31 protein-coding genes are annotated in these 24,679 nt (G+C 71.2%); 22 read left to right on the top strand and 9 right to left on the bottom strand.

Annotation, left to right across the window (positions count from 1 at the left end; translation table 11 throughout):
* Positions 1-86: 86 nt before the first annotated feature.
* The 9 genes from VM840_11770 to VM840_11730 all read left to right on the top strand — a co-directional run bounded on the left by VM840_11770 (position 87) and on the right by VM840_11730 (position 5,507).
* Entirely contained in the window at positions 87-932 is an 846-nt protein-coding gene (locus VM840_11770) for a sulfurtransferase (GenBank protein HVL82255.1), read from the top strand.
* 49 nt (positions 933-981) lie between these two features.
* Positions 982-2,247: a hypothetical protein gene (locus tag VM840_11765; GenBank protein HVL82254.1), complete on the top strand. Its 1,266-nt coding sequence runs from the start codon at positions 982-984 to the stop codon at positions 2,245-2,247.
* A gap of 14 nt (positions 2,248-2,261) precedes the next feature.
* On the top strand, positions 2,262-2,483 hold the full coding sequence (locus VM840_11760; GenBank protein HVL82253.1) for a DUF6186 family protein: 222 nt from the start codon (positions 2,262-2,264) through the stop codon (positions 2,481-2,483).
* Positions 2,480-2,821, top strand: a complete 342-nt coding sequence (locus VM840_11755; GenBank protein ID HVL82252.1) for a hypothetical protein — start codon at positions 2,480-2,482, stop codon at positions 2,819-2,821. The genes VM840_11760 and VM840_11755 overlap by 4 nt, the downstream gene beginning before the upstream one ends.
* A 126-nt stretch (positions 2,822-2,947) precedes the next feature.
* Positions 2,948-3,298, top strand: coding sequence for a 50S ribosomal protein L19 (gene rplS, locus VM840_11750; protein HVL82251.1), 351 nt, complete (start codon positions 2,948-2,950; stop codon positions 3,296-3,298).
* 3 nt (positions 3,299-3,301) lie between these two features.
* Positions 3,302-3,991 (top strand): signal peptidase I, encoded by a 690-nt coding sequence (gene lepB / locus VM840_11745; GenBank protein HVL82250.1) that lies wholly within the window; start codon positions 3,302-3,304, stop codon positions 3,989-3,991.
* Between the two features lie 7 nt (positions 3,992-3,998).
* Positions 3,999-4,688, top strand: coding sequence for a ribonuclease HII (locus VM840_11740; protein ID HVL82249.1), 690 nt, complete (start codon positions 3,999-4,001; stop codon positions 4,686-4,688).
* Between the two features lie 67 nt (positions 4,689-4,755).
* Positions 4,756-5,088, top strand: coding sequence for a DUF2469 domain-containing protein (locus VM840_11735; GenBank protein HVL82248.1), 333 nt, complete (start codon positions 4,756-4,758; stop codon positions 5,086-5,088).
* A 59-nt stretch (positions 5,089-5,147) separates the two neighbouring features.
* The gene (locus tag VM840_11730; protein ID HVL82247.1) at positions 5,148-5,507 is read left to right on the top strand and encodes a YraN family protein; all 360 of its coding nucleotides are present in this window, start codon (positions 5,148-5,150) and stop codon (positions 5,505-5,507) included.
* Here VM840_11730 and VM840_11725 read toward each other — a convergent pair whose 3' ends face one another.
* Complete coding sequence (locus tag VM840_11725; GenBank protein ID HVL82246.1) at positions 5,508-5,807, bottom strand: hypothetical protein; 300 nt, start codon at positions 5,805-5,807, stop codon at positions 5,508-5,510.
* Positions 5,808-5,857: 50 nt separating this feature from the next.
* Between VM840_11725 and VM840_11720 the strand changes: the two genes are divergently transcribed.
* Positions 5,858-6,646 (top strand): enoyl-CoA hydratase-related protein, encoded by a 789-nt coding sequence (locus VM840_11720; protein ID HVL82245.1) that lies wholly within the window; start codon positions 5,858-5,860, stop codon positions 6,644-6,646.
* Positions 6,647-6,649: 3 nt separating this feature from the next.
* Here VM840_11720 and VM840_11715 read toward each other — a convergent pair whose 3' ends face one another.
* Positions 6,650-7,468 carry a L,D-transpeptidase family protein gene (locus tag VM840_11715; GenBank protein HVL82244.1) on the bottom strand — a complete coding sequence of 273 codons (819 nt, stop codon included), beginning with the start codon at positions 7,466-7,468 and terminating at the stop codon, positions 6,650-6,652.
* Positions 7,469-7,600: 132 nt separating this feature from the next.
* On the opposite strand from VM840_11715, the gene VM840_11710 reads away from it, so the two are divergent.
* Positions 7,601-8,011, top strand: a complete 411-nt coding sequence (locus VM840_11710; GenBank protein ID HVL82243.1) for a hypothetical protein — start codon at positions 7,601-7,603, stop codon at positions 8,009-8,011.
* 3 nt (positions 8,012-8,014) lie between these two features.
* Here the strand turns inward: VM840_11710 and VM840_11705 are convergent, their stop codons facing one another.
* On the bottom strand, positions 8,015-9,502 hold the full coding sequence (locus VM840_11705; protein HVL82242.1) for an alkaline phosphatase family protein: 1,488 nt from the start codon (positions 9,500-9,502) through the stop codon (positions 8,015-8,017).
* A gap of 378 nt (positions 9,503-9,880) precedes the next feature.
* Between VM840_11705 and VM840_11700 the strand changes: the two genes are divergently transcribed.
* Complete coding sequence (locus tag VM840_11700; protein HVL82241.1) at positions 9,881-10,579, top strand: SAM-dependent methyltransferase; 699 nt, start codon at positions 9,881-9,883, stop codon at positions 10,577-10,579.
* Here VM840_11700 and VM840_11695 read toward each other — a convergent pair.
* Positions 10,548-12,575, bottom strand: a complete 2,028-nt coding sequence (locus tag VM840_11695; protein ID HVL82240.1) for an ATP-binding domain-containing protein — start codon at positions 12,573-12,575, stop codon at positions 10,548-10,550. The genes VM840_11700 and VM840_11695 overlap by 32 nt on opposite strands.
* A 52-nt stretch (positions 12,576-12,627) precedes the next feature.
* A complete protein-coding gene (locus VM840_11690) occupies positions 12,628-13,050 on the bottom strand; it encodes a hypothetical protein (protein ID HVL82239.1) in 423 nt (140 codons plus the stop codon).
* Between the two features lie 17 nt (positions 13,051-13,067).
* On the opposite strand from VM840_11690, the gene VM840_11685 reads away from it, so the two are divergent.
* The 5 genes from VM840_11685 to VM840_11665 are packed head-to-tail and all read left to right on the top strand — an operon-like array spanning position 13,068 to position 17,651.
* The gene (locus VM840_11685; protein HVL82238.1) at positions 13,068-13,949 is read left to right on the top strand and encodes an aminoglycoside phosphotransferase family protein; all 882 of its coding nucleotides are present in this window, start codon (positions 13,068-13,070) and stop codon (positions 13,947-13,949) included.
* 45 nt (positions 13,950-13,994) lie between these two features.
* Positions 13,995-14,417, top strand: coding sequence for a hypothetical protein (locus tag VM840_11680; protein HVL82237.1), 423 nt, complete (start codon positions 13,995-13,997; stop codon positions 14,415-14,417).
* A gap of 58 nt (positions 14,418-14,475) precedes the next feature.
* Positions 14,476-16,179 (top strand): FAD-dependent oxidoreductase, encoded by a 1,704-nt coding sequence (locus tag VM840_11675; protein HVL82236.1) that lies wholly within the window; start codon positions 14,476-14,478, stop codon positions 16,177-16,179.
* Positions 16,176-16,448 carry a hypothetical protein gene (locus VM840_11670; protein ID HVL82235.1) on the top strand — a complete coding sequence of 91 codons (273 nt, stop codon included), beginning with the start codon at positions 16,176-16,178 and terminating at the stop codon, positions 16,446-16,448. The genes VM840_11675 and VM840_11670 overlap by 4 nt, the downstream gene beginning before the upstream one ends.
* Positions 16,449-16,484: 36 nt before the next feature.
* Positions 16,485-17,651: an adenylate/guanylate cyclase domain-containing protein gene (locus VM840_11665; GenBank protein HVL82234.1), complete on the top strand. Its 1,167-nt coding sequence runs from the start codon at positions 16,485-16,487 to the stop codon at positions 17,649-17,651.
* Here VM840_11665 and VM840_11660 read toward each other — a convergent pair.
* Entirely contained in the window at positions 17,646-17,933 is a 288-nt protein-coding gene (locus VM840_11660; GenBank protein ID HVL82233.1) for a hypothetical protein, read from the bottom strand. The genes VM840_11665 and VM840_11660 overlap by 6 nt on opposite strands.
* Before the next feature lie 49 nt (positions 17,934-17,982).
* Between VM840_11660 and VM840_11655 the strand changes: the two genes are divergently transcribed.
* Both VM840_11655 and VM840_11650 read left to right on the top strand, forming a co-directional pair.
* Positions 17,983-18,438 carry a hypothetical protein gene (locus VM840_11655; GenBank protein HVL82232.1) on the top strand — a complete coding sequence of 152 codons (456 nt, stop codon included), beginning with the start codon at positions 17,983-17,985 and terminating at the stop codon, positions 18,436-18,438.
* A 64-nt stretch (positions 18,439-18,502) separates the two neighbouring features.
* The gene (locus VM840_11650; protein ID HVL82231.1) at positions 18,503-19,081 is read left to right on the top strand and encodes a hypothetical protein; all 579 of its coding nucleotides are present in this window, start codon (positions 18,503-18,505) and stop codon (positions 19,079-19,081) included.
* Between the two features lie 322 nt (positions 19,082-19,403).
* On the opposite strand, the gene rtcA is transcribed toward VM840_11650, so the two are convergent.
* Positions 19,404-20,456 carry an RNA 3'-terminal phosphate cyclase gene (gene rtcA, locus VM840_11645; GenBank protein HVL82230.1) on the bottom strand — a complete coding sequence of 351 codons (1,053 nt, stop codon included), beginning with the start codon at positions 20,454-20,456 and terminating at the stop codon, positions 19,404-19,406.
* A 79-nt stretch (positions 20,457-20,535) separates the two neighbouring features.
* Between rtcA and VM840_11640 the strand changes: the two genes are divergently transcribed.
* On the top strand, positions 20,536-21,450 hold the full coding sequence (locus VM840_11640; protein ID HVL82229.1) for a phosphotransferase: 915 nt from the start codon (positions 20,536-20,538) through the stop codon (positions 21,448-21,450).
* Positions 21,451-21,496: 46 nt separating this feature from the next.
* Here VM840_11640 and VM840_11635 read toward each other — a convergent pair whose 3' ends face one another.
* On the bottom strand, positions 21,497-21,796 hold the full coding sequence (locus VM840_11635; protein ID HVL82228.1) for a hypothetical protein: 300 nt from the start codon (positions 21,794-21,796) through the stop codon (positions 21,497-21,499).
* A 22-nt stretch (positions 21,797-21,818) separates the two neighbouring features.
* Positions 21,819-22,256, bottom strand: a complete 438-nt coding sequence (locus VM840_11630) for a class I SAM-dependent methyltransferase (protein ID HVL82227.1) — start codon at positions 22,254-22,256, stop codon at positions 21,819-21,821.
* A gap of 106 nt (positions 22,257-22,362) precedes the next feature.
* On the opposite strand from VM840_11630, the gene VM840_11625 reads away from it, so the two are divergent.
* Together VM840_11625 and VM840_11620 are read left to right on the top strand one after the other, a co-directional pair.
* A complete protein-coding gene (locus VM840_11625; protein ID HVL82226.1) occupies positions 22,363-23,718 on the top strand; it encodes an adenylate/guanylate cyclase domain-containing protein in 1,356 nt (451 codons plus the stop codon).
* Between the two features lie 99 nt (positions 23,719-23,817).
* The coding region (locus VM840_11620; GenBank protein HVL82225.1) for a magnesium chelatase domain-containing protein at positions 23,818-24,679 on the top strand (862 nt) is incomplete at its 3' end.

The following is a 24,679-nucleotide window of genomic DNA, read 5'->3' as shown; positions in this document are numbered from 1 at the left end:
CAGCTGCTAAGATGGCTCCCGCCTCCCCCCCGAGAGACGGCGCCCGCGCGCGCCGCGTCACCCACCGCGAAGCACGAGGAGGCTAGATGGCTGACTACGCGAGGCCCGACGTCCTGGTGGACGCCGACTGGGTCGAGAAGCACGCGACGGACGACGGGGTCGCCGTCATCGAGGTCGACGAGGACACCGACGCCTACGAGCGCGGTCATGTGCCAGGCGCGATCGCCCTCAACTGGCGGACCGACCTCCAGGACCCCATCCGCCGCGACTTCGTCTCGGCCGAGGACCTGGCGACCCTGCTCGGCGAGAACGGGATCGACAACGACACGACCATCGTCCTTTACGGCGGCAACAACAACTGGTTCGCCGCCTACGCCTACTGGTACCTGCGTTACTACGGCCACGAGAACGTGAAGCTGATGGACGGAGGCCGCAAGAAGTGGGAGCTGGACGGGCGGCCCCTGACCGCCGAGCGCCCGGACCGCCCGAAGAAGACGTACACGCCCGGGAAGCCGAACGACGAGATCCGCGCGTTCCGCGACCAGGTGCTGCAGGCGATAGGGAGCGAGAACCTGGTGGACGTCAGGTCGCCGCAGGAGTTCGCGGGCGAGTTGCTCGCGCCGCCCCACCTCCCGCAGGAGTCGGCCCAGAAGCCCGGCCACATCCCGACCGCGAAGAACATCCCATGGTCGAAGACGGTACGGGAGGACGACGGCACGTTCCGTTCCGCCGACGAGCTGCGCGAGCTCTACCAGCAGGAGGGCGTGGACACGTCGAAGGAGACGATCGCCTATTGCCGGATCGGGGAGCGGTCCGCCCACACCTGGTTCGTCCTGCACGAGCTGCTCGGGGTGCCGCGCGTTCGCAACTACGACGGTTCCTGGACCGAGTGGGGCTCGCTCGTCGGGGTCCCGATCGAGAAGGACGTCTGAGCCCGGCCGTCCCTGGCCTCCGCTGGCGCGGGCCTGGGACCATGGGACGGTGAGCGACCGGACAGCGGCGCCGGCCAGGTTCGTCTTCGCCTTCGTCGTCCTGTGCTTCGTCGGCGGGGTCGTCCTGACCGTCCTCTCGAGGGCGGCCGGGGGCCCCGTCGCCTGGACCACGGTCTCCGACGACGTCCTGTTCTGGCTCTCGATGCTGTCGTTCGCGGTCGTCGGGCTCCTGATCGCGTCGCGCCACCCCGACAACCCGATCGGCTGGATCCTGCTCGCGATCGGCCTGGTCTGGGAGCTGACCGGAGCCCTGGCCGAGGGCTACGTGTCGCACGGCCTGGTCGAGGCCCCGGGTTCGCTCCCGGCCGCTGACGTGGTCGCCGCGCTCACCGCCGGGATGTGGGCGCCGGGGATCGGGCTCATCGGAACCTTCCTCCTCCTGCTCTTCCCGGATGGGAGGCTGCCCTCCCGTCGCTGGAGGCCCTTGGCATGGGCCTCCGGGACCGTGCTCGCGCTCGTGACGCTGCTCATCCCGCTGATCCCGGAGTCGCTGCCTGTGGTCACCGAGAAACCCGAGCTCCCCGACGTCGCGAACCCGTTGGGGGTCGAGGCGCTCGGACCGGTCCTCGAGCGCCTGTTGATGCCGCTCGTAGCCCTCATCCCGCTGTGCATCATCGGCTGTGCGGCGAGCGTCGTCGTCCGGTTCCGACGATCGCGCGGCCTCGAGCGGCTCCAGCTGAAGTGGCTCGCCGCGTCTGCCGGCCTGGCCGCGGCCATCTATCTCGTGGCGATGGTGGCCACGATGTCGTTCGGGTCGTGGTCTCCCGGCGTCAATCCCCTGTGGCTGGACGCCCTCCAGAGGGTCTCCCTGTACTCGTTCATGCTGATCCCGGCGGCGGTCGGCATCGCCATCCTCAGGTACCGCCTGTTCGACATCGACGTCATCATCAAACGCGCCCTCCTCTACGGGGTCCTGACGGGCGCGCTCGGGTCGGTCTATGCGGGCAGCGTCCTCGGGGTGGGGAGCGTCATGCGCGCGATCACCGACCAGCGCACGAACAACCTCGTGATCGCGGTCTCGACCCTGGCCGTGGCCGCGCTGTTCGGCCCCCTGAGGTCGCGGCTGCAGTCGTTCATCGACCGTCGCTTCTACCGCCGCCGGTACGACGCCGTCCGGACGGTCGAGTCCTTCTCCGCGCGGATGCGGGACGAGGTGGACGTCGACTCGATCTCCGGGGAGCTGCGTCGGACGGTGCACGACGTCATGCACCCGGCGCACGTGTCCCTGTGGCTCACGCCGCCCGACACGAGCTGACGGAGGAGGTGGGGATGTCCGGTCGCGCGATCGCGCTGTTCGGTTACGTCGTGCTGGTCGGGGCCCTCCTGGTGTGGGAGGGGTTCGGGCTCGCCCGAGGGAGCGACGATTGGCCCACGCTGAGCGACATCATCCGCTCGGTGACGTCGCCGGTGGTGAGATGGACGGTCTTCGCCGTGTGGCTGTGGGCGGGTTGGCACGTGTTCGTCCGGACATGGGGGATGGTCGTCCGATGAGCTGGATGCTCCGGCACGCGGTCCTGCCCCTGGCCATCGCGTACGCGGTGTTCCTGTCCGTCCTGATCGCGGGTGAGCGGTCGCTGAGGTCGTCCGGGGGGCGGCGTCGGCACGAGCGGGGCTCGTTCGTCAGCTCCCTCGTCCATCTGGTCTCCCTCGCGGCTGGCGGCTACGCCGTGTTCGTCGCGATCGTCGGTGCGTACTGCGTGGCGCAGCGCGACCCCATCGGCTGCCTGGCTCCCGCGGTCCGGGAGGCCGGGACGCTCGCTGCCGCCGCCTTCGTCGCGATCGCGGCGATCGAGGGAGCCGTCGTCGTGGGGAGGCGGCGGTTGAGATGAGCGGACGGGGCGGGTACGGCCCCCGGACCGCTGCCCGGCCCCCGGGCGTTACCTCGAGCAGGGACCTGCCCGCCGCCGACGTGCGTTATCATCGTGCGGTTCCCCGAGCCAGGTGGTGGAAGAGTCATGCCCAAGCTGAACATCGCTGAGGTCGTCGAGCAGCCGCAGCTCCGCGACAACCTCCCTGAGTTCTCACCCGGCGACACCGTGAAGGTGCAGGTCCGGGTCTCGGAAGGCAACCGCGAGCGGCTGCAGACCTACCAGGGCGTCGTCATCCGCAGGCGCGGAGGCGGCACCCGGGAGACGTTCACCGTCCGGAAGATGTCGTTCGGCGTGGGCGTCGAGCGCACGTTCCCTCTCCACTCCCCGAACGTGGCGACGATCGAGGTCGTGACGCGCGGGGACGTCCGGCGCAGCAAGCTCTACTACCTGCGCGGACGCGTCGGGCGAGCCGCCCGCATCAAGGAGAAGCGCTAGAACGTGGCGCGACAGGTCATGACCCCCGTGGAGGAGACGCAGCCGGGGGGCAAGCGCGGGGTCGTTTCCTTCTTCAAGGAGCTGCCGGTCCTGGTCGCCCTCGCGCTGGGGATCGCCCTGGTCATCAAGGCGTTCCTGATCCAGGCCTTCTTCATCCCCTCCGCGTCGATGGAGCCCACGCTCGAGATCCGCGACCGGGTTCTGGTCAACAAGCTGACGTACCGGTTCCACGAGCCCGAGCGGGGCGACGTGATCGTCTTCCACGAGCCGGCCGGCGACCCGTGCGCGCGAGCGGTTCCGCAGGAGATGCTCCCCGAGGAGTGCCGGCGCAACGCGGTCCAGAAGACCCGCGACTGGTTCGCGGAGCTGTTCGGGATACCCACCGGCGATATCGCCAACAAGGACTACATCAAGAGGATCGTCGCTCTGCCCGGGGAGACGTTCGAGATGCGCGAAGGCGTCATCTACATCAACGGCGAGAAGACGGACTTCCCATCCAGCAAGGACGAGGGTCCCCAGCTCGACAAGACCGACTGGACCCCCGTGACGATCGAGCCGGATCACTACTTCGTGATGGGTGACAACAGGGGCAACTCGTCCGACTCGCGGGTCTTCGGACCCATCCACCGCGACAAGGTCGTCGGCAAGGCGTTCGTGATCATCTGGCCCCCGACCAGGTTCTCGGGCCTGTAGCGAGCGGATGCCCGGACGCACGTCCCGCCGTGCCCCGGCCCGCAGGCCAACCGCCCGCCGCAGATCGCCCAAGCCGGACCCCCAGCCCCGGCTCGAAGCCATCCTCTCCCGCCAGGGCTACCGGTACGTGGCCGGGGTGGACGAGGTGGGCCGGGGGGCGCTGGCCGGACCCCTCGTGGCCGCTGCGGTCCTCCTCGACACGGCCGACCTCCCGGACGGCGTCTGCGACTCGAAGGTCCTGACCGCATCCGAGCGGGAGGCCTGTGCGGTCGAGGTGCTGTCCGTGGCGGTCGCAGTGTCGTACGCGGTGGTCGACGCATGCGATATCGACGACGAGGGTCTGCACGTCACGAACCTGCAGGCGCTGGTCCGGGCCGTGCGGTCCCTGCGACCGGAGCCGGAGTACGTGATCAGCGACTGCTTCCCGCTCGCGGGAGCCGGGCTCCCGCACGTCGGGCTCCCGAAGGCGGACGCGCTCTCCGCGGCCGTGGGAGCGGCGTCCATCGTCGCCAAGGTGGCCCGGGACGCGTACATGTCCGAGCTGGACCGAGAGCACCCCGGATACGGGTTCGCCCGGCACAAGGGGTACGGGACGGCGGAGCACTGGACGGCGATCCGGTCCCTCGGTCCGTCCCCCGTTCACCGCCGCTCCTTCCGCGGCGTCGGGTCCTACCAGCCGTCCTTCCTCGACGTCTGACGACCGTTCCGAGCTCCCGGAGCGGTGGTAGCCTGAGCGGAACGCGACCCCCCTGGCAGGAGCCCCGATGTCCGCCGAAGATCTCGAGAAGTACGAGACCGAGATGGAGCTCCAGCTCTACAAGGAGTACCGGGACGTCCTGCCGATGTTCCGCTTCGTGGTGGAGACGGAGAGGCGCTTCTACCTCGCCAACAGGGTCGATGTGCAGGTGCGCGGAGAGGACCGCCAGGTCTACTACGAGATCTCACTGGAGGACGCCTGGGTGTGGGACATGTACCGCCCCGCCCGGTTCGTCTCGAAGGTGACGGTCCTGACCTTCAAGGACGTGAACATCGAGGAGCTCGCGAAGGAGCAGGGCGTCCTCGAGGACCTCGCGCGGGAGCTCGGCAGCGAGGACTAGGCGGGGACGGCGCTCGAAGGCGAGCCCCGGCTGTCGGCACCTCGTCGTACCCTGCGCTCATGTCGCAGACGCGCCGGGTGCTGGGGAGCCTCGGAGAGCAAGCCGCCTGCGACGACCTGGTGCGCCGCGGCTACCGGATAGTCGCCCGGAACTACCGCGTCCGCAGCGGCGAGATAGACATCGTGTGCGAGCAGGACGGCGTCCTCGTCTTCTGCGAGGTGAAGACGCGAACGAGCGCCGTCTTCGGGCTCCCCGAAGAGGCCGTCACCGCTTCAAAGCGCCGCCGTCTGCGGCGGCTCGGAGCCGAGTACCTCCAGCGGGAGCGGGTCCGGGCGCGAGCGGTCAGGTTCGACGTCGTATCGGTGAACGTCGACGGAGGACGGGTCTCGTCCATCCGGCACATCCCGAACGCGTTCTGATCAGCGGGCGCGGAGCAGCTCCCACACCCGACGCTTGAAGGCGCCCGGGTCGTCGGACGGGAGGTCGAGGTCCGAGCCCCCGTTCCCGCCGAGCGCGGCGACCTTCAGTCCGGACCCGCGCAGCCGCTCGATCTCGGCCGTGTCCGGCTCCCAGGCGACGGCCACGTCCGCCGGGACGTCGGTCTCCGTCCCGGGTTCGACCGCAGCGGTGATGTCGTACTCGATCGTGGACAGAGCACGCCGAAGGTCGGCATGGCGTTCCGCGGGAGCGACTATGAGGACCTTGGGCAGGCGGCACATGGCGGGCGACAGACTAACCGCCGTAGGTTCGGTACGACCAGGAGGACCAGATGACCTATCAGACGATCCTCGTCGACCACGACGGGGCGGTGGCCACCGTGACCCTCAACCGTCCGGACCGCCGCAACGCGTTCAACCGGGCCATGGTGGCCGAGCTGCAGGATGCGTTCACCGCTCTGGGCAGGGACCGGTCCGTACGCGCGGTCGTCCTCACCGGCGCCGGCGGGGCGTTCTGCTCGGGGGCCGACCTGGCCCCGGGCGACGAGGCGATGCCTTCGGGCGCTGCCCCCTTCCACGCCAGGATGCAGGAGACGGGCCGGCTCATCTCGTCCCTGGCCGACCTCCCGATGCCGACGATCGCAGCGGTGCCGGGGGTCGCGGCCGGCGGCGGGTGCAACATGGCGCTCGCCTGCGACATCGTGCTCGCCGCGGATACCGCGCGCTTCTCGCAGATCTTCGTGAAGCGCGGACTCACGGTCGATATGGGTGGTCTGTGGTCCCTGCCGCGCCGGGTGGGGCTCCATCGGGCGAAAGAGCTCGCCTTCACGGGGGACTTCATCGACGCTGCCGAGGCGGACCGCATCGGGCTGATCAACCGGGTCGTCCCGGCGGCCGATCTGGCCGAGGCGGCCGCGGACCTGGCTCGTCGGATCGCCGCGAACGCGCCGCTCGCCGTGCGGATGGCGAAGGACGGGCTCAACCGCAGCTCGCAGATGTCGATGCGCGACGCGCTCGAGGCGGAGGCGCGGGCGCAGGCCATCTGCTACGCGAGTGCAGACGTGCGTGAGGGGATCGTCGCGTTCCTGGAGAAGCGGGAGCCGGTCTTCGAGGGGGAGTGACCCTCAGGGAACTATGAAGACCTCGGTCCCGACCGGGACCCGCTCGAAGAGGTCCTCCACGTCGGCCTTGCGCATCCGGATGCACCCGTGGCTGGACCGACGTCCGACCGATGCCGGGTTGGGGGTGCCGTGGATCACGAGGGCCTCCCGGTCCAGCCGCATCGCGCGGGAGCCGAGCGGGTTCTTCGGTCCGGGTCCGATCACGGCGGGCATGCTCCTCGCCCACCCCGAGCCTGGGTTGCGCCAGGTGGGATTCTTCGCCTTCGAGCGGATGAAGTACGCGCCGGGCGGCGTAGGGAACCGAAGCGCTCCCACGCCGACCGGGTAGCTCTTCACGAGCCCCGTGCCTTCGTACAGGTCGAGCCGGAACTCGGACAGGAACACGACGATCGCGAACCGGGGAGGCGGGGGAGCCTCCGTCTCGGCCAGGGGCAGGGTCACCCTGCCTCGCCCCCGGTCCATCGCTGCGAGCAGCACCTCCCGGGTGCGCGCCATGTCCAGCGCGAGCCCGGGCGTACCCTCCACGAGCCGGACGCCGTCCGGTGTCAGCTCGTACCGGCCGGGTACGGCGGGCTCTCCCAGCCCCGCCACGAGCTCGCCGAGGCGCGTCTCGAACCGGTGGTCGTCCACCCGCAGCCGCCCGTCGTCGGCGCGCCTCACGCCGAGCTCCTCGGCCGAGAGGCGGACGGGGCCGGACTCGGTCGCGATCTGCACGTCGGGCACCACGTAGGCGGAGCTGGGCTTCGCCTGGACCATCCCGAAGACGGCGATGGCCGGGACGAGCGCGGTGACGACGGTCAGCAGGACGATGGCGCGGCGCACCGGGACATCCTACGCGGGTGAGGCCGGACGGGCGAACACGAGCCTTCCTGCCGTCACTCGTACAACATCAACCACAGGAAGCACATGTCGCACTATCCTGCGCACGAGCATCCCTGGACGCGAGGAGGGCCCATGCGGAACAGGCTGGTGAGGGTGACGGCGGTGGCCGGGCTGGCGGCGGCCGGTCTCGTCCTCGGCGCGCTGCCGTCCATGTCCCGGTCCGACGGGCCTGCGCTCCGCTTCTCGGGGGGGCGAGCTCCCTCTCACGAACGTGTCCACGTCCTGCTGGACGAGCCCGCCGCGGCCGTGGAGCCGGCGGCCGTCGAGACGGCCGCGCTCCGGGTCGGCACGACATCACACCGACCGCGGCCGGAGAACTTGGCCGCCTCGGCCCGCCGGGTGACCGTCGGAGCTCCGGCTCACCCCGTCCTCGTGGCGCCCGGGCTGCGGATCAACGCTCCGGCGCCGCGCACGCCCAGCCGCGCCGCCGCACGCGTGGAGAAGCAGAGGGCGGCCGTGCGCGAGCGACTCGCCTCGCGCTGACGACTAGGGTCGCTGCTCGAACGCCTCGAGCAGCACCCGTCCGACGCTGTCGGCCGGCGGGTCGCGGTCGAGCAGCCACGAGATGGTGGGTGCGACGTCCACCGGGGAGACGCCGCGGTCGTCGGTTCCCGCACGGAGCGTCTCGCCGCCGGACGCGATGACGAATGGGACGGGTCGCGTCGACTCGCCCCCGTGCACCCCGGACGTGATGCTCGCCGATGACGTCTGGGACTCGAGGAAGGCGTACGGGTCCTTGCCGGCGATGAACAGCTCTCCGATGCGGGGGCTCTGCAGGTTCCACCCCTTCGCGTCGAGCAGGTGGTCCCCACCCTCGGCCGGGAGTCGGTACCAGGCGCCGTCCACCCCGGGGTTCGCGGTGACCCGCTGACGGACGGTCCGCAGGCACTGCGACTGCAGCGGCGTGAGCTCGGCGTCCGGCGCGTATCGGTCGAGGTCCGTCAGGTAGACCGACGCCGATCCGCCGTGGGAGACCCAGCCCAACGGCGTCCCCGGGCAGCTCCCGACGAGGTCGGGGAGCAGGATGGTCGTGCCCGTGACCCGGGGGGTCAGCTGGTTCGAGTGGTCCACGTCCGGACCCGCCGGGCTCCCGCCGAGGGCGGATGTCCCGACCGGGTTGCCGCTCCCCTGGAAGGAGTGGTCGGCGGTGACGACGACGACCGACCGGTCCCAGGTCCCGTTGGCCTGGAGGGCGGAGACGAGCCTCCCCACCTGCAGGTCGGCGTTGACGATCGCTGCGCGTCCCTGCGGTGAGGTAGCCCCGAACAGGTGCTGGAAGCCGTCGACGTTCGACAGGCTCACGAACATGAAGTGGGGGTCGTGCTGCTCGATCATGCGCAGCGCGGAGTTCATCGTCTGTGTGTCGTGGGCGTAGCCCGACCCCGTCCCCGGCTCCGCGAGGTTGTCGGCGCCCTGGATCAACGCGTCGCGGTCCGGCGACTCCTTCGCTCCCCACATGTGATCGGGGCCGGTGTGCGAGACGGGCTCCCCCTCGGGGTTCTCCGTCGAAACGTCGGTCGCGGAGAACAGGTTGCGCAGCTTCGACTTCCCCATGACCGCGCCGGTCCGGAGGCGAGGCTGCTGGCGGGCGATCGAGTCGAACAGCGTCTCCGACAGCAGGAGGCTGGGTCGGTCGAGGGGGCGTTTGACGGGAGGGCTGGAGGTCGTGTCGAGGAAGGAGTTCGCGACGATGCCGGTCGCCTCTCCCCAGGCTCCCGTGACCATGGCGGTGTGGTTCCCGTTCGTCTCGGTCACCATCATCGCCTGGGCAGCGGTGTACGAACGGGCGCGTCCCCCCTCGATCAGGCCGTGGATGTTGGGAGTGAGCTCGGGGCCGACGTCGCCCGGCTCGAGACCGTCGATGACGACGAGGTAGACGCGCGGTGCGTCGTGCGCAGAGCCGCGGGTGCCGAGGGGGGCCAGGAGCGCGACGAGCAGCGTCGCGATCGTGGCCACACGCAGGCGTCGGTGCATCGGGTCCCTCCCTCGGTGTTCTCGTGGCGCCCGCCCGGACCCTTCGACGCCGTTCGCGTGGTTCCTTGTAGCCGTGGCTCCCATAGTCATCTCGTCCGACCCGGCTTTCGCCCGCGCCGCCCTCCGCGAGGTTGGCGCGTTCGCGGATGTCCGGACGCTGGCCCCCGGGATACAGCTGGTAGAAGCGCGGTATCCGGTCGTCGAGAGGTGGCGGTCCGCCCCGCCGGTCTTCGTCCGTCACGTCTTCCCCGCGGTCCGGTCGGTCCGGCTCACCGGCGACCCGGAGGCCGACCGGGCCCGGCTGGAGCCGGTGGCGATCGAGGAAGGCTCCTGGTTCCGGTCCGCGTTCTCGGTGCAGACACCCGGATCGTGTCCGGCGTGGCGTACCGGTCGCGTGAGCTCAGCGTGGCGGTGTCCGAGGCGGTGGCGGAGGCGTCCGGAGCTCCCGTGGACGTTCGCCGTCCGGAGCACGTGCTCTCGATCCTGGTGGCGGAAGGCACCGCGTGGGTGGGGGCGTCGAACGTGGCGGACAACCTCTCGGCCTGGGCGGGGGGAGCCGCCGTGTACGCCCGCGACCCGGCGCAGGTCAGCCGGTCGGAGCTGAAGCTGCTCGAGGCGATCGAGGCCTTCGGGCTCGAGCTGCCGCGAGGAGGACGGGCCCTCGACCTGGGTGCGTCTCCGGGCGGGTGGACCCGTGTCCTACGCGAGGCGGGCCTCGAGGTCGTCGCGGTCGACCCAGGCGACCTCCACCCGTCCGTCGCGGGTGACCCGCGGGTGGACCACCGCAGGACCACCGCCGGGGTCTACCTATCATCGGCGCAGGACCGCTACGACGTGATCGTGAACGACCTGAGGATGGACGCGCACCGCGCCTGCCGGCTCATGGTCCGGTTCGCCCGGCTCGCCGGGCCGGGTTGCATCGGCGTCACGACCATCAAGCTCCCGAGGGCCAACGGCGCCCGGGTGGCCGGTCAGGCCCTTGACATCCTCCGCGCCGGGTGGGACGTCCCGGTCGCCCGGAACCTGTTCCACAACCGCAGCGAGATCACGGCGATGCTGGTCGCGCGCCCGACATGACGTCGGGGAGGTCGCCGGACCACACCACGGCGAGGCTGCGCATCGCCCGGGTCAGCGCCACGTAGAGCATGCGGGGTCCGTCCTCCTCGACGACCAGACGAGGCTCGACGCAGACGACCGCGTCGAACTCGAGCCCCTTGCAGCGCCGGACGGGCACGAGGGTGATCGTCTGCTCGAGACCCTGGCGGTCGGCCTCCCCGAAGGACAGCCCCGCGGTGATGAGCCCCTCCCGCACCTGCTCGTACACGGGCTGCGGGGCGATAACGGCCACCGACCCGTCGTCCCCGGCCAGATCCGCCGCGACCTGTGCCACCTCGGCACCCACGGCGTCGGGGGAGGCGGGGGTGAAGGTCACGCGGCCTGGCTCCCGGCGCACCGATCGGGGCGCCCTGAGGCCCGGTGCGGTCCGGGCCAGCACCGCGCTCGCCACCTCCATGATCGCCGGCGAGACGCGGTAGCCGAGCGTCAGCTCCGTGACGTGGGAGCCGTCCGGTGTCTCGAGGTGCTCGACGACCTCGGTCCAGTCGTCGTGCGCCCACACCCCGGACGCCTGCCCCAGGTCCCCCAGGATCGTCGCCGAACCGTGCGGACACCGCCTCGCGACCATGCGCAGCTGCATGGGGGACAGGTCCTGGGCCTCGTCGACGACCACGTGCCCGTACCGGTCCGGGGGTCCCTCGATCAGGGCGCGAGCCTCGTCGAGCAGGGGCCGGTCCGCTCGCGTCCACCGCACCGGCTCGCCCTTCCGTGCCTTCGGGCGGCGCAGCAGGCCCATCTCTTCGTCGGACAGCACCCCGGCGGCCGCGGCCGAGAGCCGGGAGGGGCTCGTGAGGAGCCCGTCCACCAGCGGCTCGGGGGAGGCGGCGGGCCAGACCCGGTCGACGAGACGACGGAACGAGGGGTCGCGACGGATGGCGGACGAGACCTCCTCGAAAGGTGCGGTGACCCCCTCGTCCACGGCCTCGGCGTAGGCGCGGTAGCCGTCCACGACGAGCGCGTCCCGCAGTCGCTCCCTCGCGTCACGGTAGATCGCTCCCCTGGCGATCAGGGTGCTGACGTGCTCCCGGACAGCCTCCGCGGTGAGCGTGAAGCGGTGCCCCTCGAAGCGCATCTCGAGGTCGCCTTCCGGATCGCGTCTCCTCGCCTGCAAGGCGCGGCGCAGGACGACCGCCATCCGCTGGTCCCCCTTCAGCCTCTCCGTCCGGGGGTCGTCACCTGCGCGCACGCGCACCCAGGGGGACAGGTCGGCCACGGCGAGCTGCATCACGGCTGCCTCCCCGAGCGATGGGAGCACCTGCTCGACGTAGCGCACGAAGACCGGGTTGGGTCCGAGCACCAGGACCCCGAGCCTCTCGAGGCGTCTGCGGTGCTCGTAGAGGAGGAAGGCCGCGCGGTGGAGCCCGATGGCCGTCTTCCCCGTGCCCGGTCCACCCTGGACGACGACCGCGCCGGCCAGCGGAGCCCGGATGATCTCGTCCTGCTCGGCCTGGATCGTGGCGACGATGTCCCGCATGGTGCCGGTCCGGGCCCGGCCGAGCTCGTGGGCCAGGACGTCTTCCGCGCGCAGGTGGTCGGTGCCGGCGGTGAGGTCGTCGTCGGCTATGCCGAGCACCTCGCGGCCGTCGACCAGGAAGTGGCGCCGCCGCCGCAGCCCCATCGGGTCGGTGCGGTGGGCCTGATAGAAGGCGCGGGAGACGGGAGCCCTCCAATCGACGACCACGGTCTCGAACCCCTCGTCGCGGACGTGGTGGCGGCCCACGTAGAAGGCCTCGTCCTCGACGCGGTCGATGCGGCCGAAGACGAGGGCCGATGTGGTGTCGCTGAGCGCGGCGACCCTGGCCCGCTGCCACCGGTCGAACGCCTCCTGCTCGAAGTCGTTGCGCCCTACCGGGGTCAGCCCGGACGCCTCGGCGCGCATGCGGTCCATGCAGGCGTACGCGTGGTCGACGTAGGCCTGCTCGCGCTCGAGCTCTGGGTGGACGGTGTCCAGCGTCATCGGGTCCGGGGGCCGGGGGAGCGGACGAAGTTAGCGCCGGACCGCGCCCGCGTCAACCCCTGGGGCCGTACGACCCACGGCCCCCGGGCCCCCGTCGCATCGGGGCTTTCGCCGCCACCTCGCGCATGTCGCGGCCGACCGCGACGAGGCCTATCCCCACCGCGAAGAGGGCGAGTCCGAGCGCGGCCGCCGGGACGACCACCTGCAGCCGGCAGCCGGGGGCGGTCCCTCCGGTGGTGCAGATCCGGACGAGGGCGGACGCGAGGAAGGGCAGGGAGGCGAGGCCGCCGCCGAGTCCCGCCACTACGACCCTCGATGGACGCCCCCGGCCGCGCGCCGCGCGAGCCCGGACCAGCGAGGACACGAGGTACAGGAGCAGGATCACGCCCGCGACGGAGGTCGCCGCGTCCAGGGCGGTGTTCCCCGTGCACAGACCCAGGCAGTTGCTCCACGTGGAGGGCTCACCCGGGTTCACCCCCCCACGCTAAGCGGATGCTGCACGCTATGGCCATGACCGTGCCGCCCGAGCTCGCGCGCGCCGCGCCGGGATGGTTCGGAGAGGACGGACGACGCTGGCTCGAACGGCTCCCCGGGCTCCTGTCCCAGATCGCCGGCCTCTGGGGCCTCGAGCTCGGACCTCCCTACGACTCGCGCACGGCATTCGTGGCGCGGGTCCGGACGCGGGCCGGCGGCGAGGCGGTCCTGAAGGTGCTCGTCCCATCCGACGAGACGGCCTCCGAGCCGGACGCGCTCAGGTGGTGGGGCGGACGGGGCGCGGTCCGGCTCCTCGACCACGATCCGGACCGCTGCGCGATGCTCCTCGAGTCCTGCGTCCCGGGCCACGACCTCTGGAGCGACCCGGACCCGGCGGCCCTCGCGACCCGGTGTCTGACGCGCCTGTGGGTGGACCCCCCGCCTCGGGTCTTCGAGCCGCTCGGGGAACGGACCGCCGACTGGGCCGCGAAGCTCGAGGACCGAGCCGCGCGGTCGGGCTACGCGGAGCCGGAGGCGGCCGAGGCGGCCGTCCTCCTGCGCGAGCTGCCGTCGTCGGAGCCCGTCCGTCTGCTCCTTCACGGCGACTTCCATCCCGGCAACGTGCTCGCCTCCCGCCGCGAGCCCTGGCTCGCGATCGACCCGCAGCCCGTCGTGGGGGACCCGGCCTTCGACACGGGGCAGCTGATCGTGAACCTGGTCTCCCGTGGCCACGACCCGGCTGCCGCGTGCCGGACCGTCGCAGGGGAGGCCGGGCTCGACCCGGACCGCGTCCGCGCCTGGGGTTTCGCGCGCGCAGCCGAGTGCTCCCTGTGGGAGCTCGGGATGGGCGACCGCGACGGGGCCGACGCGTCCCTGCGTGTCGCTCGTGCGCTGCGATGAGACGGCTATGATCGCGGCTACACGTCCGTCGTAGAGGAGGTCCGCATGGCCCTGTCCCGGCTCCTTGTCCTGAGCGTCCTGCTCCTGGGCACCGTCGCGTGCAGGACGAGCGACAGCCAGCCTCCGCAGACCACCCCGACCCCGGGCGTCCAGGCCAGCGCGACCCCCGAGGCGGAGTGCGAGGACCTGACCGGCGGGGGAGCCGAGGCCGAGATCGTCATGACGGACTTCCGTTACCAGCCCACGTGCGCGATCGTCGGGGTCAACCAGGGGATCGCGCTGACCAACGAGGGATCGGTGGTCCACAACTTCTCGCTCGAGGGCCCGGACGTCGACCTCGACGTGGCCGCGGGCGAGGAAGGCCGGTTCGAGGCCATCGGTGGGATCGCCCAGCCCGGCGTCCACACGCTCTTCTGCAAGTACCACCGCGACGCCGGCATGTTCGGGGAGCTGCGGATCAGGGACTGACCCTTCCGAGCCTGCGCTACGCTCTCCGTAGCTGCCGCGCCGACGCTGGGAGGACGAGATGGCGGTGCCGAAATCGTCGCGACCGGCCATCGTGGTCGTCGATGACCATCCCGACGACCTGTCCCGGATCGTCGAGGAGCTCAACCGCCGGTACGGCCAGGACTACGACGTCTGGTGTCTCCCGACGTGCAACGAGGCCATCGCGTACCTGCGGGAGGCCGCGGAGGCGAGTAGCGACGTCGCCCTGGTGATGGCCGATCAGGACCCGCGGGACCGCGGGATGCGCGGTGTGGAGGTGCTCGAGGAGGCGAAGCGCTATCACCCGGGGGCCAAGCGCTGCCTGCTCGTGAGCTGGGGGGCGTGGGCAGTGAAGGCGCTGGCCGACGAACTGCAGGACGCGATGGCGCGCTCGCTGATGGACTACTACGTCTTGAAGCCGTGGCGGACGCCGGACGAGCTCTTCCACCGCACGGTCAGCGAGTTCCTGCACGAGTGGTCGCGCACGGACACCAAGTCCCCGAAGGAGTTCGTGGTCCTGGCCGACCCCCGCTCCAAGAGTGGACACGACATCCGCGCCACGCTGACCCGCAACGGGGTGCCGTACAACTTCTACCCGTACGGCTCGCCGGAGGCGGACGACCTGCTGCGCACCGTCGGGGAGGACTCCACCCCCTCGGTGCCGCTCGTGATCAAGATCGACCCGGTGACGGGTCCGGGCGCGCCGCTGCGCGACCCAGACCGGTTCGCGCTGGCTGAGGCGTGGGGGGTCAGCACGAGCGTGTCCGAGGAGGACAACCACTTCGACGTGGTCGTCGTCGGCGGGGGCCCGGCGGGGCTCGCCGCCTCCGTCTACGCCTCGTCGGAGGGCCGCCACACCCTCTGCGTCGAACCCGAGGCCATCGGCGGACAGGCCGGATCCAGCTCTCTGATCCGCAACTACCTGGGGTTCTCCCGCGGCGTCTCGGGGGCCGAGCTCGCCCAGCGCGCCTACCAGCAGGCGTGGGTGTTCGGGAGCCGGTTCGTCCTGTTCCGGCAGGTCGCGAACCTCGAGGTCGGCGACCCCCACCGGCTCACGCTCGACGACGGCTCGACCGTGTCCGCCCGGGCGGTGGTGCTCGCCACGGGCGTTCAGTACCGGCGGCTCGATATCGGGGCGCTGAAAGCCCTGGAGGGTGCGGGCGTCTACTACGGCGCGTCCGCCGCCGAGGCGCAATCGATGAAGGGTCTCCCCGTCTACGTGGTCGGAGGCGGCAACTCGGCCGGGCAGGCGGCGATGCACCTGTCCAGGTTCGCGACGCAGGTGACGATCGTGGTCCGGGGCGGCGACCTCGCCGAGAGCATGTCCAGCTACCTGATCGGCGAGATCGAGTCCTCCTCCAACATCAGCGTCCGCTACCAGGCCGAGGTGGTCGACGCGGGCGGCGACGGGAGGCTCGAGTGGATCCACCTGCGCGACCGGGAGACGGGGGAGACCGAGGAGGTGCCCGCGGCCGGTCTCTTCATCATGATCGGCGCGGTGCCCCATACCCGGTGGCTCCCGCCCGAGGTCCTGCGCGACGAGTGGGACTACATCCTCACCGGGTCCGACGTCACCACGCGCAAGTGCGAGATGTTCGAGACGAGCGTGCCGGGCATCTTCGCGGTGGGGGATGTCCGTCGCGGATCGGTGAAGCGCGTCGCCTCCGCGGTCGGGGAGGGCTCCGTCGTGATCCAGCAGGTCCACCGGTACCTCGACAAGCTCGGCTCCCCGGCACCCGCGTGAGGTCCCAGCGCATCGCGCCCCTCCTGGTCCTCGCGCTGGTCGCGGGCTGCTCGAGCTCCGACGAGCTCTCGCTGCGGTCCTCCTGCCGGCGCTTCCTGGACGCACCCATGGGGGAGAGGGCCGAGTTCGTGACCGAGCTCTTCCGCGGCCGCAACCTCGACCACGGGACGGTCGGGATCGCTCAGGCGCTCGTCGCGGCCGAGGAGCAGTGCGAGGCCGAGCCGGACCGCCGACTGGACGAGTTACCGGCGTTCGGACAGCTGCGCTGAGGCGCCGCCGCGCCTCTGTGTCACTCTCGTTGGGTGATGGAACGGACGGAGACGGCGGCCCGCCGCCTGTGGATCGACGAGATCGAGCGGCTCGACTGGTCGGCGGCCATCCTGGACGACGAGTGGCGCCTGCACTGGGTCTCCCCGTCGCTCATGAGCTTCCTCGGCGCCCACGACCCCACCGAGCTCGGCTACGGGCTTCACATGGGGGACGCGCTGCTCCTGGACCCCTGGCTGAACTCGGTAGCGCCCGAGAGCCAGGTGGAGATCTTCCGCAGGTTCGCCCCCTACATCCTCGGGGACCTCTTGAAGAGGCGCAGCGGGACCCTCCCCGCCCTCCCCGAGTACATGGCGCCCCTGCTCGACGAGCTGGAGCCCGCCGAGGCTCCCGCCGTGTGGTCGGCCTCCTTCGCCTACGTCGACCCGGGCTCCCAGGAGGCGTACTCGCCCTACCGGGTCAACGCCCTCGTGATGAAGATGCACGAGGGGCAGGCGTTCATCGGCTGGCTGATCCTGTTCTTCATCGATGTCCAGCCCAACCTGCTCAGCCTGCTCGCCCGAGGCGACCAGAGCATGTACGCGCGCATGGCGCGGCTCGTGGAGCCGGGGCCCCGTCAGGGAGCCGCCCTGTTCTGCGACCTGCACTCGTCCGTCTCGCTGTCCAGGAGGCTCTCGAGCTACGCCTACTTCAGGCTCGTCCGGAGGCTGTGGACGGGGATCGACCAGGCGGTCGCGGACGAGCTCGGCATCGTCGGCAAGCACGCCGGGGACGGAGCCTCGGCGTACTTCCTCACCGACGATCTCGGCGATCCGTCGTCCGCCGCCGCAGCCGCCATCCGGACCGCGCGGTGCATCCACTCCGTCGCGGCGTCGGTCTCCGGTGAGCATCCCGACGCGGAGTGTCTGATGAGGGTCGGGGTGCACTGGGGCGGGAGCATGTACATGGGACAGCTCGTCCCGGGAGGACGTCTGGACGTCACCGCGTTGGGAGACGAGGTGAACGAGGCGGCGCGGGTCCAGGAGGCGGCCCGTCCGGGCCACACCCTCGTCTCGAAGGAGCTGGTGGAGCGGCTGTCCGAGGCCGACGCACGGGAGCTGGGTATCGACCCGGCCGTGCTGACGTACCGACCGCTGGGGGAGCTGGCGCCGCACCTGGAGAAGGTCCAGCGTGACGCCGGGAGCCTGCCCGTCTTCCAGCTATAGGGCGCGCCTCTGGGGGCCGGGCGCCCGGCCGAACCGCTGGAACGCCGCCTGGCGCGTCGTGCCGAGCACGTCGCCGATCTCCTGCCAGGTGTACCCCTGCGACCGCGCTTCGTCGACCAGGGCGTGGAGGACCTCATCGGAGAGAGAGACCATCGTTCGAGCGGCCTCCACGGCCGTCAGGATGGGGAGCTGCCGTCCGCGTTTCCCCCCGCCCACGACCGACGCCACGACCCGCGCGTGTCTTTGGAGCCGGTCCGCCAGGTGCCGCCGCCCGATCGCCACGTGTAAAGCCTGGCTTGACAGGACGCGCGTGTCAAGGCACCCTTTACACGTGCAGACCTTCCGGTTCCCGTCCGACCCTGAATCTGAGCTCGCCGATGCGATCGACCCCAGCCTGAAGGACGGGGTCATCTCGGTGGATGCGCACTCCGTCCGGGTCTCGCTCGGAGAACCACCCGTGTTCGAGGTCACGATCCCGCGGGAAAGGATCCGCTCGGTCGAGCGGGCGGCCGACCTCGCGGGCCGGACCCGCGGGGTGCACGGGGGGCGGGGCAGGTGGCTCGTGAACAGGTCCGGCCGGGACCTCGTGACCATCCACGTCGAACCAGAGGTGGAGGCGTCGCTCGCGCTCAGCCGCGTCCGCCTGAAGGACGACCCGGAGATACAGCGTCGACGGTTCGCTAGGACACTGCTCGGGATCATCCTCCGCGACCGGACCGTGAAGGTCCGGGAACTCACGGTCAGCGTGGTCGACCCAGACCGGTTCGTAGACGCGGCCGGAAGGTGATCCGCTCCGACAGCGGGGAGCCGCGTTCAGGACTACCATCGCTCGAGACGACACAGGGGGAGCGATGGACCCGCGATTCACCCACCCGCGGTACCTGCTGCGCAAGAAGTTCCTGAAGCTGCTCGGCGGCGAGTTCCGCATCTCCGACCCGAGCGGGCAGATCGCGTTCTTCGCCCGTCAGAAGGTGAAGCTCAAGGAGGACATCCGCCTCTACACCGACGACTCGATGTCCACCGAGGTCCTCACGATCCACGCCCGCAAGGCGATCGACTTCTCCGCCGCCTACGACGTGCTCGACCCGGCTGCGGGGGAGACGGTCGGGGCCCTGCGCCGCAAGGGGCTCCGGTCGATGCTGCGGGACGAGTGGGTGATCCTGGACGCCGCGGAGAACGAGATCGGCGCCGTGCAGGAGGAGAGCATGTTCTCCGCCATCCTGCGCCGAACCGTACTGGGAGCCCTGCTCCCGCAGACGTTCCTGGTGACCGTGGGAGGCCAGCAGGTGGCGCGGTTCCACCAGCGCTTCAACCCGTTCGTGAAGCAGATCGACCTCGACTTCACCCCCGACACCGGGAGCTTGCTGGACCGTAGGCTCGGGATCGCCGCGGCGGTGCTGCTATCCGCGATCGAGGGGCGACAGGCGTAGGGGTGGACGGGCTCCCTCCGACGCCCGCTGGGGAGCAGGCGGCGTGGATCCTCCGTCGCTTCGGCCTCGCCCTCGATGGGGCCGAGATCATGATCGAGGACGCCGAGCGTGGTCACGTGCCGTGGCATGCCGCCCGATCGGGGGCCTGAGACGCCCGGAGATCGCCGAGACCAGGTGGGTGGACCCGCGGCTCCCCCCGGCGGATGTGTCGCCGGGCACGCGTCGGCGTCTTGAGGAGCTCGCGGGAGGGTCCGTACGGGAGGTCTGGTGAAGCAGGGACGCCTCATCCCCGCTCCGCGCGGCGACAGGTCCGAGGGCCGGCTCACCTCCCGAGCGGCTCCACCTTCACCGTCCACGCCTCCCCCGGCCCCCGCTCGACCGAGTGACGGAGCGGGTCGAACAGCGACGCGAGCCACAGGACGGTCCGGAGGTGCTCGGTGACCCTGTCGGTCGTCCACCGGCTGGGTCCGGAAGACAGGCACGCGGGCAGGACGAGCTGGTCCGCCAGGTGCTCGTCGCACGCGGCGTCGCTCGCCAGCCAGCGCAGGGCCTGACCGCACGCGTCCGCGGTCACGTCCTCCATGGGGCGCCCACGCTCGCCTATCGAGGAGGATCCGGCGACGCCGCCGTCGTGCACGACCCGCACGGTGACAGCGGCTCCCGGGGTGAACGCGGGGGGGTGGGAGGTGCGGATGGTCACGTCGGCGATCCCCGCCAGGACGTCCTCCGCCGTGCGCACCGCTCGCTCCCGGACATGGTCCGGGAGCCGGGACGTGACCACCTCCACCTCGACCGTCCGGATGGCTCCCCGCTGCGTGAGATCGAACCCGGACGGATCCGACGGACCCGTCGCCGCGCGCACCTCGCCGCCGCCGGCCGGGTAGAAGCCCGCGCGTCCGGAGTCGACGTCCAGCTCCCAACCGCTGCGCCTGAGCGTCGGGATGTAGACGTCGCGGAGGTACTCGAAGGACGGGCTGAACGGGAGGTGCGTTCCCCCGACCACGACGACCTCCGACGGCTCGGGCGCCAGCGCGAGGGGGGCGAGGACGGTCTGCGCGACGAGGGTGGCCGCGCCCGCGGTGCCGATCTCGAACCGGTACCTCCCTCCGGAGACCGGGCGCCTCGGGACGAACGAGAACGAGGACGAGCCGACCTCGGCCCCCGCGACGTCCGCCCCACATAGCTCGGCCGCCGCCCGGACCGCCGTCAGGTGCTGCGGTTGCAGGCCCGGCCTCCGTCGCTTTGCGCGCAGGTCGTGGATCTCGAACGGACGGCCGAGCACGGCGGCGAGCGAGAGGCTCGTCCGGACGATCTGGCCGCCGCCCTCGCCACGGGAGCCGTCCACTCGGACGATGGACCGCTCGCCGGGCTCCACGCCCTGTAGTCTCCCCCGTACCACCCAGAGCCGTCGTCGTTGTGACGGCGCGGCGAAGGATCAGGAGCGAACCACGGAGATGACCGAGCGTCGCCCGCTCCAGCGGTTCGGGGTGTCGGAGACGGACCGGATCGGCGCCGGGGGGGAGTCGATCGTGTATGCGTTCGGACCGGACCGCGTGCTGCGCCTATGGCGCACGGCCACTCTCGGACACGTCGAACGGCTCGCCGAGCTTCTGACGAGACTCGACCGAGGCGCGGTCCCGTTCCGTCTCCCCGAGATGCTCGAGCTCCACGACGTGGACGGACGCGTGGTCAGCGTGGAGAGGCTCATCCCCGGCGTCCCGATGTCGACGGCGCTGCGGGCCCTGCGCGGACCCCAGCGAGCCGATGCGCTTCGTTCATTCGTGCGCGCGGCGGCCAAGCTACCCAGGGCGGGGTGGGGCTTCGACGCGTGGGGCGACCTCCTGTCGCCCGACGCGGTCCGGACGAGCTCGTGGAACGAGTACCTGGTGCGCAAGCTCCGTCTGGTCGTCGGCTGGGCGGCGCCTTCGTTGCGCGCGCACCTCCCTGACCTGGACCCGTTGGTGGACGAACTCGTGGAGAGGATCGCGCGGATCGGCGACGTGGACCGCCCCCGGCTCGTCCACGGCGACGTCTTCCCCGGCAACGTGATGATGGACGCCGCCCACGCGGTGACGGGTGTCCTCGACCTCAGTACCCACACGGTGGCGGGGGACCCGAGGATGGACCTGGCCAGCGCGATCGTCCAACTGGACGTGGGCGGCCCGACGTTGGCGGGGGACTGGGAGACCGTGACACAGGTTGTCCTGTCACTCGCGCCTGGTTCCCATGACGTAATCGACCTCTACGCCAGGTGGTACGCCGTCTACTTCGCTCAGTGGGGTGACGCTGCGCTGGCCAGGTGGGGGGCCCGGGTCCTGACGGCCCCCCCGTTGCTGGAGCGAGCGCGAGCGGCCGGGATCGCCCTCTAAGGGGGCGGCGTCCCGGGTTCGGTGGGATCCCCTCGGCCGTGCACGTCTATCCGGACCCCGACCTAGAGCCAGCGAGGACGAGCCGGTACCCGCAGTCGAGCTCGGATAGCGACCGGAGGTGGCCGTGCCGCTCGTCCCAGGCTCCCGTGCGAAGGTCGTGCGCGAGTCGGTCCTGCGCGCGGCGGAGGACGTCCGGGTCGAGCATCGCGAGCGCGGAGATGTTGCTGACGACATCCGGCTCCAGGTACGCCTCCGGACGCGCCCAGTAGGCGCAGAGGAACCCGTCCTGGCAGTCCGCGGGGACGGGGAGCGGGTCCTCGGACACGACCTCCAGGTGCTCGCGCACGAACGCGAGGTCGGGGTCGCGGTCAGGCCACGGCAGGTCGAGGACCTCTGGGGACGTAGTCGGTGATCAGCCAGAACGTGTCGACCATGGAGATGTCGCCCATCAGCAGGACCTGCCGCCGCGCCACGCGGCGCAGCTCGCGCAGGCCGCGCTCGAGATCGGTCCAGTGGTGGAGGGTGAGCGTCGCCAGCGCCGCGTCGAAGCTCCCGTCGGGGAAAGGGAGCGCCTCTGCCACACCCATCACCACGGGAGCCGCGTCAGGCGGACGTTGTCGGATCATCGTGGGCGACGGTTCGACGGCCACGACGGCGAGATCGGACGGCTCGTAGCTACCGCTCCCGGCACCGACGTTCACGACGGTGCGGGAGCCTCCGAGGGCGGCGTCGATCCTGCGGGCGATCCGGGGGTCGGGACGGCGGGTCTGCCCGTATCTCGAGCCGATCCTGTCGTACACGGTCATCGGGACCAGTCTGCGCCCACGGGGGGAGGCGCGTCGCCGACCGGACCCCCAGCTGGCCCAGAGATCCCCCGGCTACCGCGGGTACGCGAACGTTAGTCTGGCCACCGTGAAGGTGACGAGGTACGCACGCAGCGGCGACGCCCACATCGCCTACCAGGTGTCCGGCGACGGATCCGTCGACATCCTCCTCACGTCCTACAGCAACATCTCGATCGACGCGTTCGAGCGCGAGCCTCATCTCGCGCGCTTCCTCGAGCGGATGAGGACGTTCGCACGCGTGATCCTGTTCGACCCACGAGGTGTCGGCCTATCGGATCCCGTGTCCCGTGATTCTCCTCCGACCCTGGAGCAGGCGGTCGCGGATGCCATCGCCGTCCTCGACGCCGCGGGTTCGGCGCGCGCGGTCCCCCTCGCGATCTTCTCCAGAGGCCCCCGCTCCGTGCTCTTGGCGGCCACGCACCCGGACCGGACCCAGGGGTTGGTGCTCTGCAACGCGTTCGCGCGGATGGCGCGCGCCCCGGACTACCCCTGGGGCCTCCCGCTCGACGAAATGATGGGCACGATCAGCAGCTTCGGGGAGCCGGAGACCCAGCCGGCCGAGGAGCCGCCCGACGGCGATGAGTTCCTCGCGATGCACGTCCCGACCCTGGTCCACGACAGGGCCTTTCGGACCTGGTGGGATCTCGAGGGCCGTCGGGGCGCGAGCCCTTCCAGCGCTGTCCTGTTGAACTCGATGGACATGCTCGCGGATGTCCGGGACGTCCTGCCTACGATCCGGGTCCCGACCCTCGTGCTTCACAGGCGGTCTGGGATGGCGATGGATCTGTCCGATCACGGGAGGTACCTCGCGGAACGGATCCCAGGCGCGAAGCACGTCGAGCTCGACGGCACCGGCATATACCCGTTCGTGGAGGACGCCGACCGCGTCCTGGCCGAGATCGCCGAGTTCGTGACGGGGGAGCCTCCGGTCCGCGACGTCACGCGCGTCCTCGCCACCATCATGTTCACCGACATCGTCGGATCCACAGAGCTCGCGGTCGCGGCCGGCGATGCGACGTGGAAGCGGATCCTGAACCAGCACGACGAGATGGTGCGGAGGCAGATCTCCCGGTTCGGGGGCCGCGAGGTGAAGACGACGGGAGACGGGTTCCTCGTCACCTTCGACGGCCCGACGGACGCGCTACGCGCGGCGCTCGCGATCCGTGACGGAGCGGGACAGCTAGGGGTGCAGGTCCGGGCCGGCGTGCACACCGGTGAGATCGAGCTCCGAGACGGCGACATCGGCGGCGTAGCCGTACATCTCGCGCAGCGGGTGTCTGCGCTCGCCCCACCGGATGCGGTGCTCGTGTCCAGCACCGTGAAGGACCTGGCGCTCGGATCGGGGATCGAGTTCGAGGAGGGTGGAACGACGACGCTGAAGGGGCTACCCGGGACCTGGCAGCTCTACCAGATCCGCGACTGAGGCCGAACGGTGAACCGGCCCGGCTCCCGTGTCACCCCCTCCCGCTAGCCTGAGGTTGCGCTTCCCCGCGTAGCCCTTCCTTCCCGTCTGGAGGTTGGCGTGCTCGCGTGCGCGACGGCTGCCGTGCTCGTCGGCGTGGAAGCGACCCTCGTCGACGTGGAGTGCGACGTGGCTCCCGGGCTCCCGGCGTTCGTGATCGTGGGGTTGCCCGACGCGTCGGTGTCGGAGGCGCGGGACCGGGTCCGGGGGGCGCTGACGCACTCGGGGGAGCCGTACCCGATGCAGCGGATCACGGTGAACCTGGCTCCCTCCGACGTGCCGAAGACAGGCCCGCAGCTGGACCTGGCCTTGGCGCTGGTGCTGCTGGCGGCGCAGGGGCGGGTGCCGGCGGATGGGCTGCGCGACTGCCTGGTGCTGGGGGAGCTGGGTCTGTCCGGTGAGGTCCGGCCGGTACGGGGGGCGCTGGCGGCCGCGGAGGCCGCGCGCAAGAGGGGACTGACGCGCGTGGTGTGTCCGGGGGCGAACGCGGGGGAGGCGGCCCTGGCCGGGCTCCCCGTCTTCTCCGTGTCGACGCTGCGTGAGGCGGCGGCGATCGCCAGAGGGAGGACACCGCAACCGAGGACGGCGGACGTCGGCGTGTTGCTCGCTGAGGCGCCGCCGCCCGAGCTGGACCTGGCCTTCGTCCGCGATCAGGTCTCCGCGCGGCTGGCGCTCGAGATCGCGGCGGCGGGAGGGCACAACATCCTGCTGACGGGTCCCCCCGGATCGGGGAAGACGCTGCTGGCCCGGGCGCTGCCGGGGATCCTGCCGCCGCTCACGCTCGACGAGGCGCTCGAGGTGACGCGGATCCACTCGGCTGCCGGGCTGCTGAGACCAGGCCAGTCGCTGATGGCGACGCGTCCGTTCCGCGCTCCTCATCACGGGGTCTCCCAGGCGGGGATGGTGGGGGGCGGGTCCGCGT

This window comes from Actinomycetota bacterium, assembly GCA_035540895.1.
Taxonomy (GTDB): Bacteria; Actinomycetota; JAICYB01; order JAICYB01; family JAICYB01; genus DATLFR01.
This window is presented reverse-complemented; position numbering and strand designations above follow the sequence as displayed.

Bases quoted from the DNA above. Each gene is read 5' to 3' on its own strand.
- VM840_11770 (HVL82255.1), top strand. From the start codon at position 87: ATGGCTGACTACGCGAGGCCCGACGTCCTGGTGGACGCCGACTGGGTC.
- VM840_11760 (HVL82253.1), top strand. From the start codon at position 2,262: ATGTCCGGTCGCGCGATCGCGCTGTTCGGTTACGTCGTGCTGGTCGGG.
- VM840_11755 (HVL82252.1), top strand. From the start codon at position 2,480: ATGAGCTGGATGCTCCGGCACGCGGTCCTGCCCCTGGCCATCGCGTAC.
- rplS (HVL82251.1), top strand. From the start codon at position 2,948: ATGCCCAAGCTGAACATCGCTGAGGTCGTCGAGCAGCCGCAGCTCCGC.
- VM840_11740 (HVL82249.1), top strand. From the start codon at position 3,999: ATGCCCGGACGCACGTCCCGCCGTGCCCCGGCCCGCAGGCCAACCGCC.
- VM840_11735 (HVL82248.1), top strand. From the start codon at position 4,756: ATGTCCGCCGAAGATCTCGAGAAGTACGAGACCGAGATGGAGCTCCAG.
- VM840_11730 (HVL82247.1), top strand. From the start codon at position 5,148: ATGTCGCAGACGCGCCGGGTGCTGGGGAGCCTCGGAGAGCAAGCCGCC.
- VM840_11725 (HVL82246.1), bottom strand. From the start codon at position 5,807: ATGTGCCGCCTGCCCAAGGTCCTCATAGTCGCTCCCGCGGAACGCCAT.
- VM840_11720 (HVL82245.1), top strand. From the start codon at position 5,858: ATGACCTATCAGACGATCCTCGTCGACCACGACGGGGCGGTGGCCACC.
- VM840_11710 (HVL82243.1), top strand. From the start codon at position 7,601: ATGCGGAACAGGCTGGTGAGGGTGACGGCGGTGGCCGGGCTGGCGGCG.
- VM840_11705 (HVL82242.1), bottom strand. From the start codon at position 9,502: ATGCACCGACGCCTGCGTGTGGCCACGATCGCGACGCTGCTCGTCGCG.
- VM840_11695 (HVL82240.1), bottom strand. From the start codon at position 12,575: ATGACGCTGGACACCGTCCACCCAGAGCTCGAGCGCGAGCAGGCCTAC.
- VM840_11685 (HVL82238.1), top strand. From the start codon at position 13,068: ATGCTGCACGCTATGGCCATGACCGTGCCGCCCGAGCTCGCGCGCGCC.
- VM840_11680 (HVL82237.1), top strand. From the start codon at position 13,995: ATGGCCCTGTCCCGGCTCCTTGTCCTGAGCGTCCTGCTCCTGGGCACC.
- VM840_11675 (HVL82236.1), top strand. From the start codon at position 14,476: ATGGCGGTGCCGAAATCGTCGCGACCGGCCATCGTGGTCGTCGATGAC.
- VM840_11665 (HVL82234.1), top strand. From the start codon at position 16,485: ATGGAACGGACGGAGACGGCGGCCCGCCGCCTGTGGATCGACGAGATC.
- VM840_11650 (HVL82231.1), top strand. From the start codon at position 18,503: ATGGACCCGCGATTCACCCACCCGCGGTACCTGCTGCGCAAGAAGTTC.
- VM840_11640 (HVL82229.1), top strand. From the start codon at position 20,536: ATGACCGAGCGTCGCCCGCTCCAGCGGTTCGGGGTGTCGGAGACGGAC.
- VM840_11630 (HVL82227.1), bottom strand. From the start codon at position 22,256: ATGACCGTGTACGACAGGATCGGCTCGAGATACGGGCAGACCCGCCGT.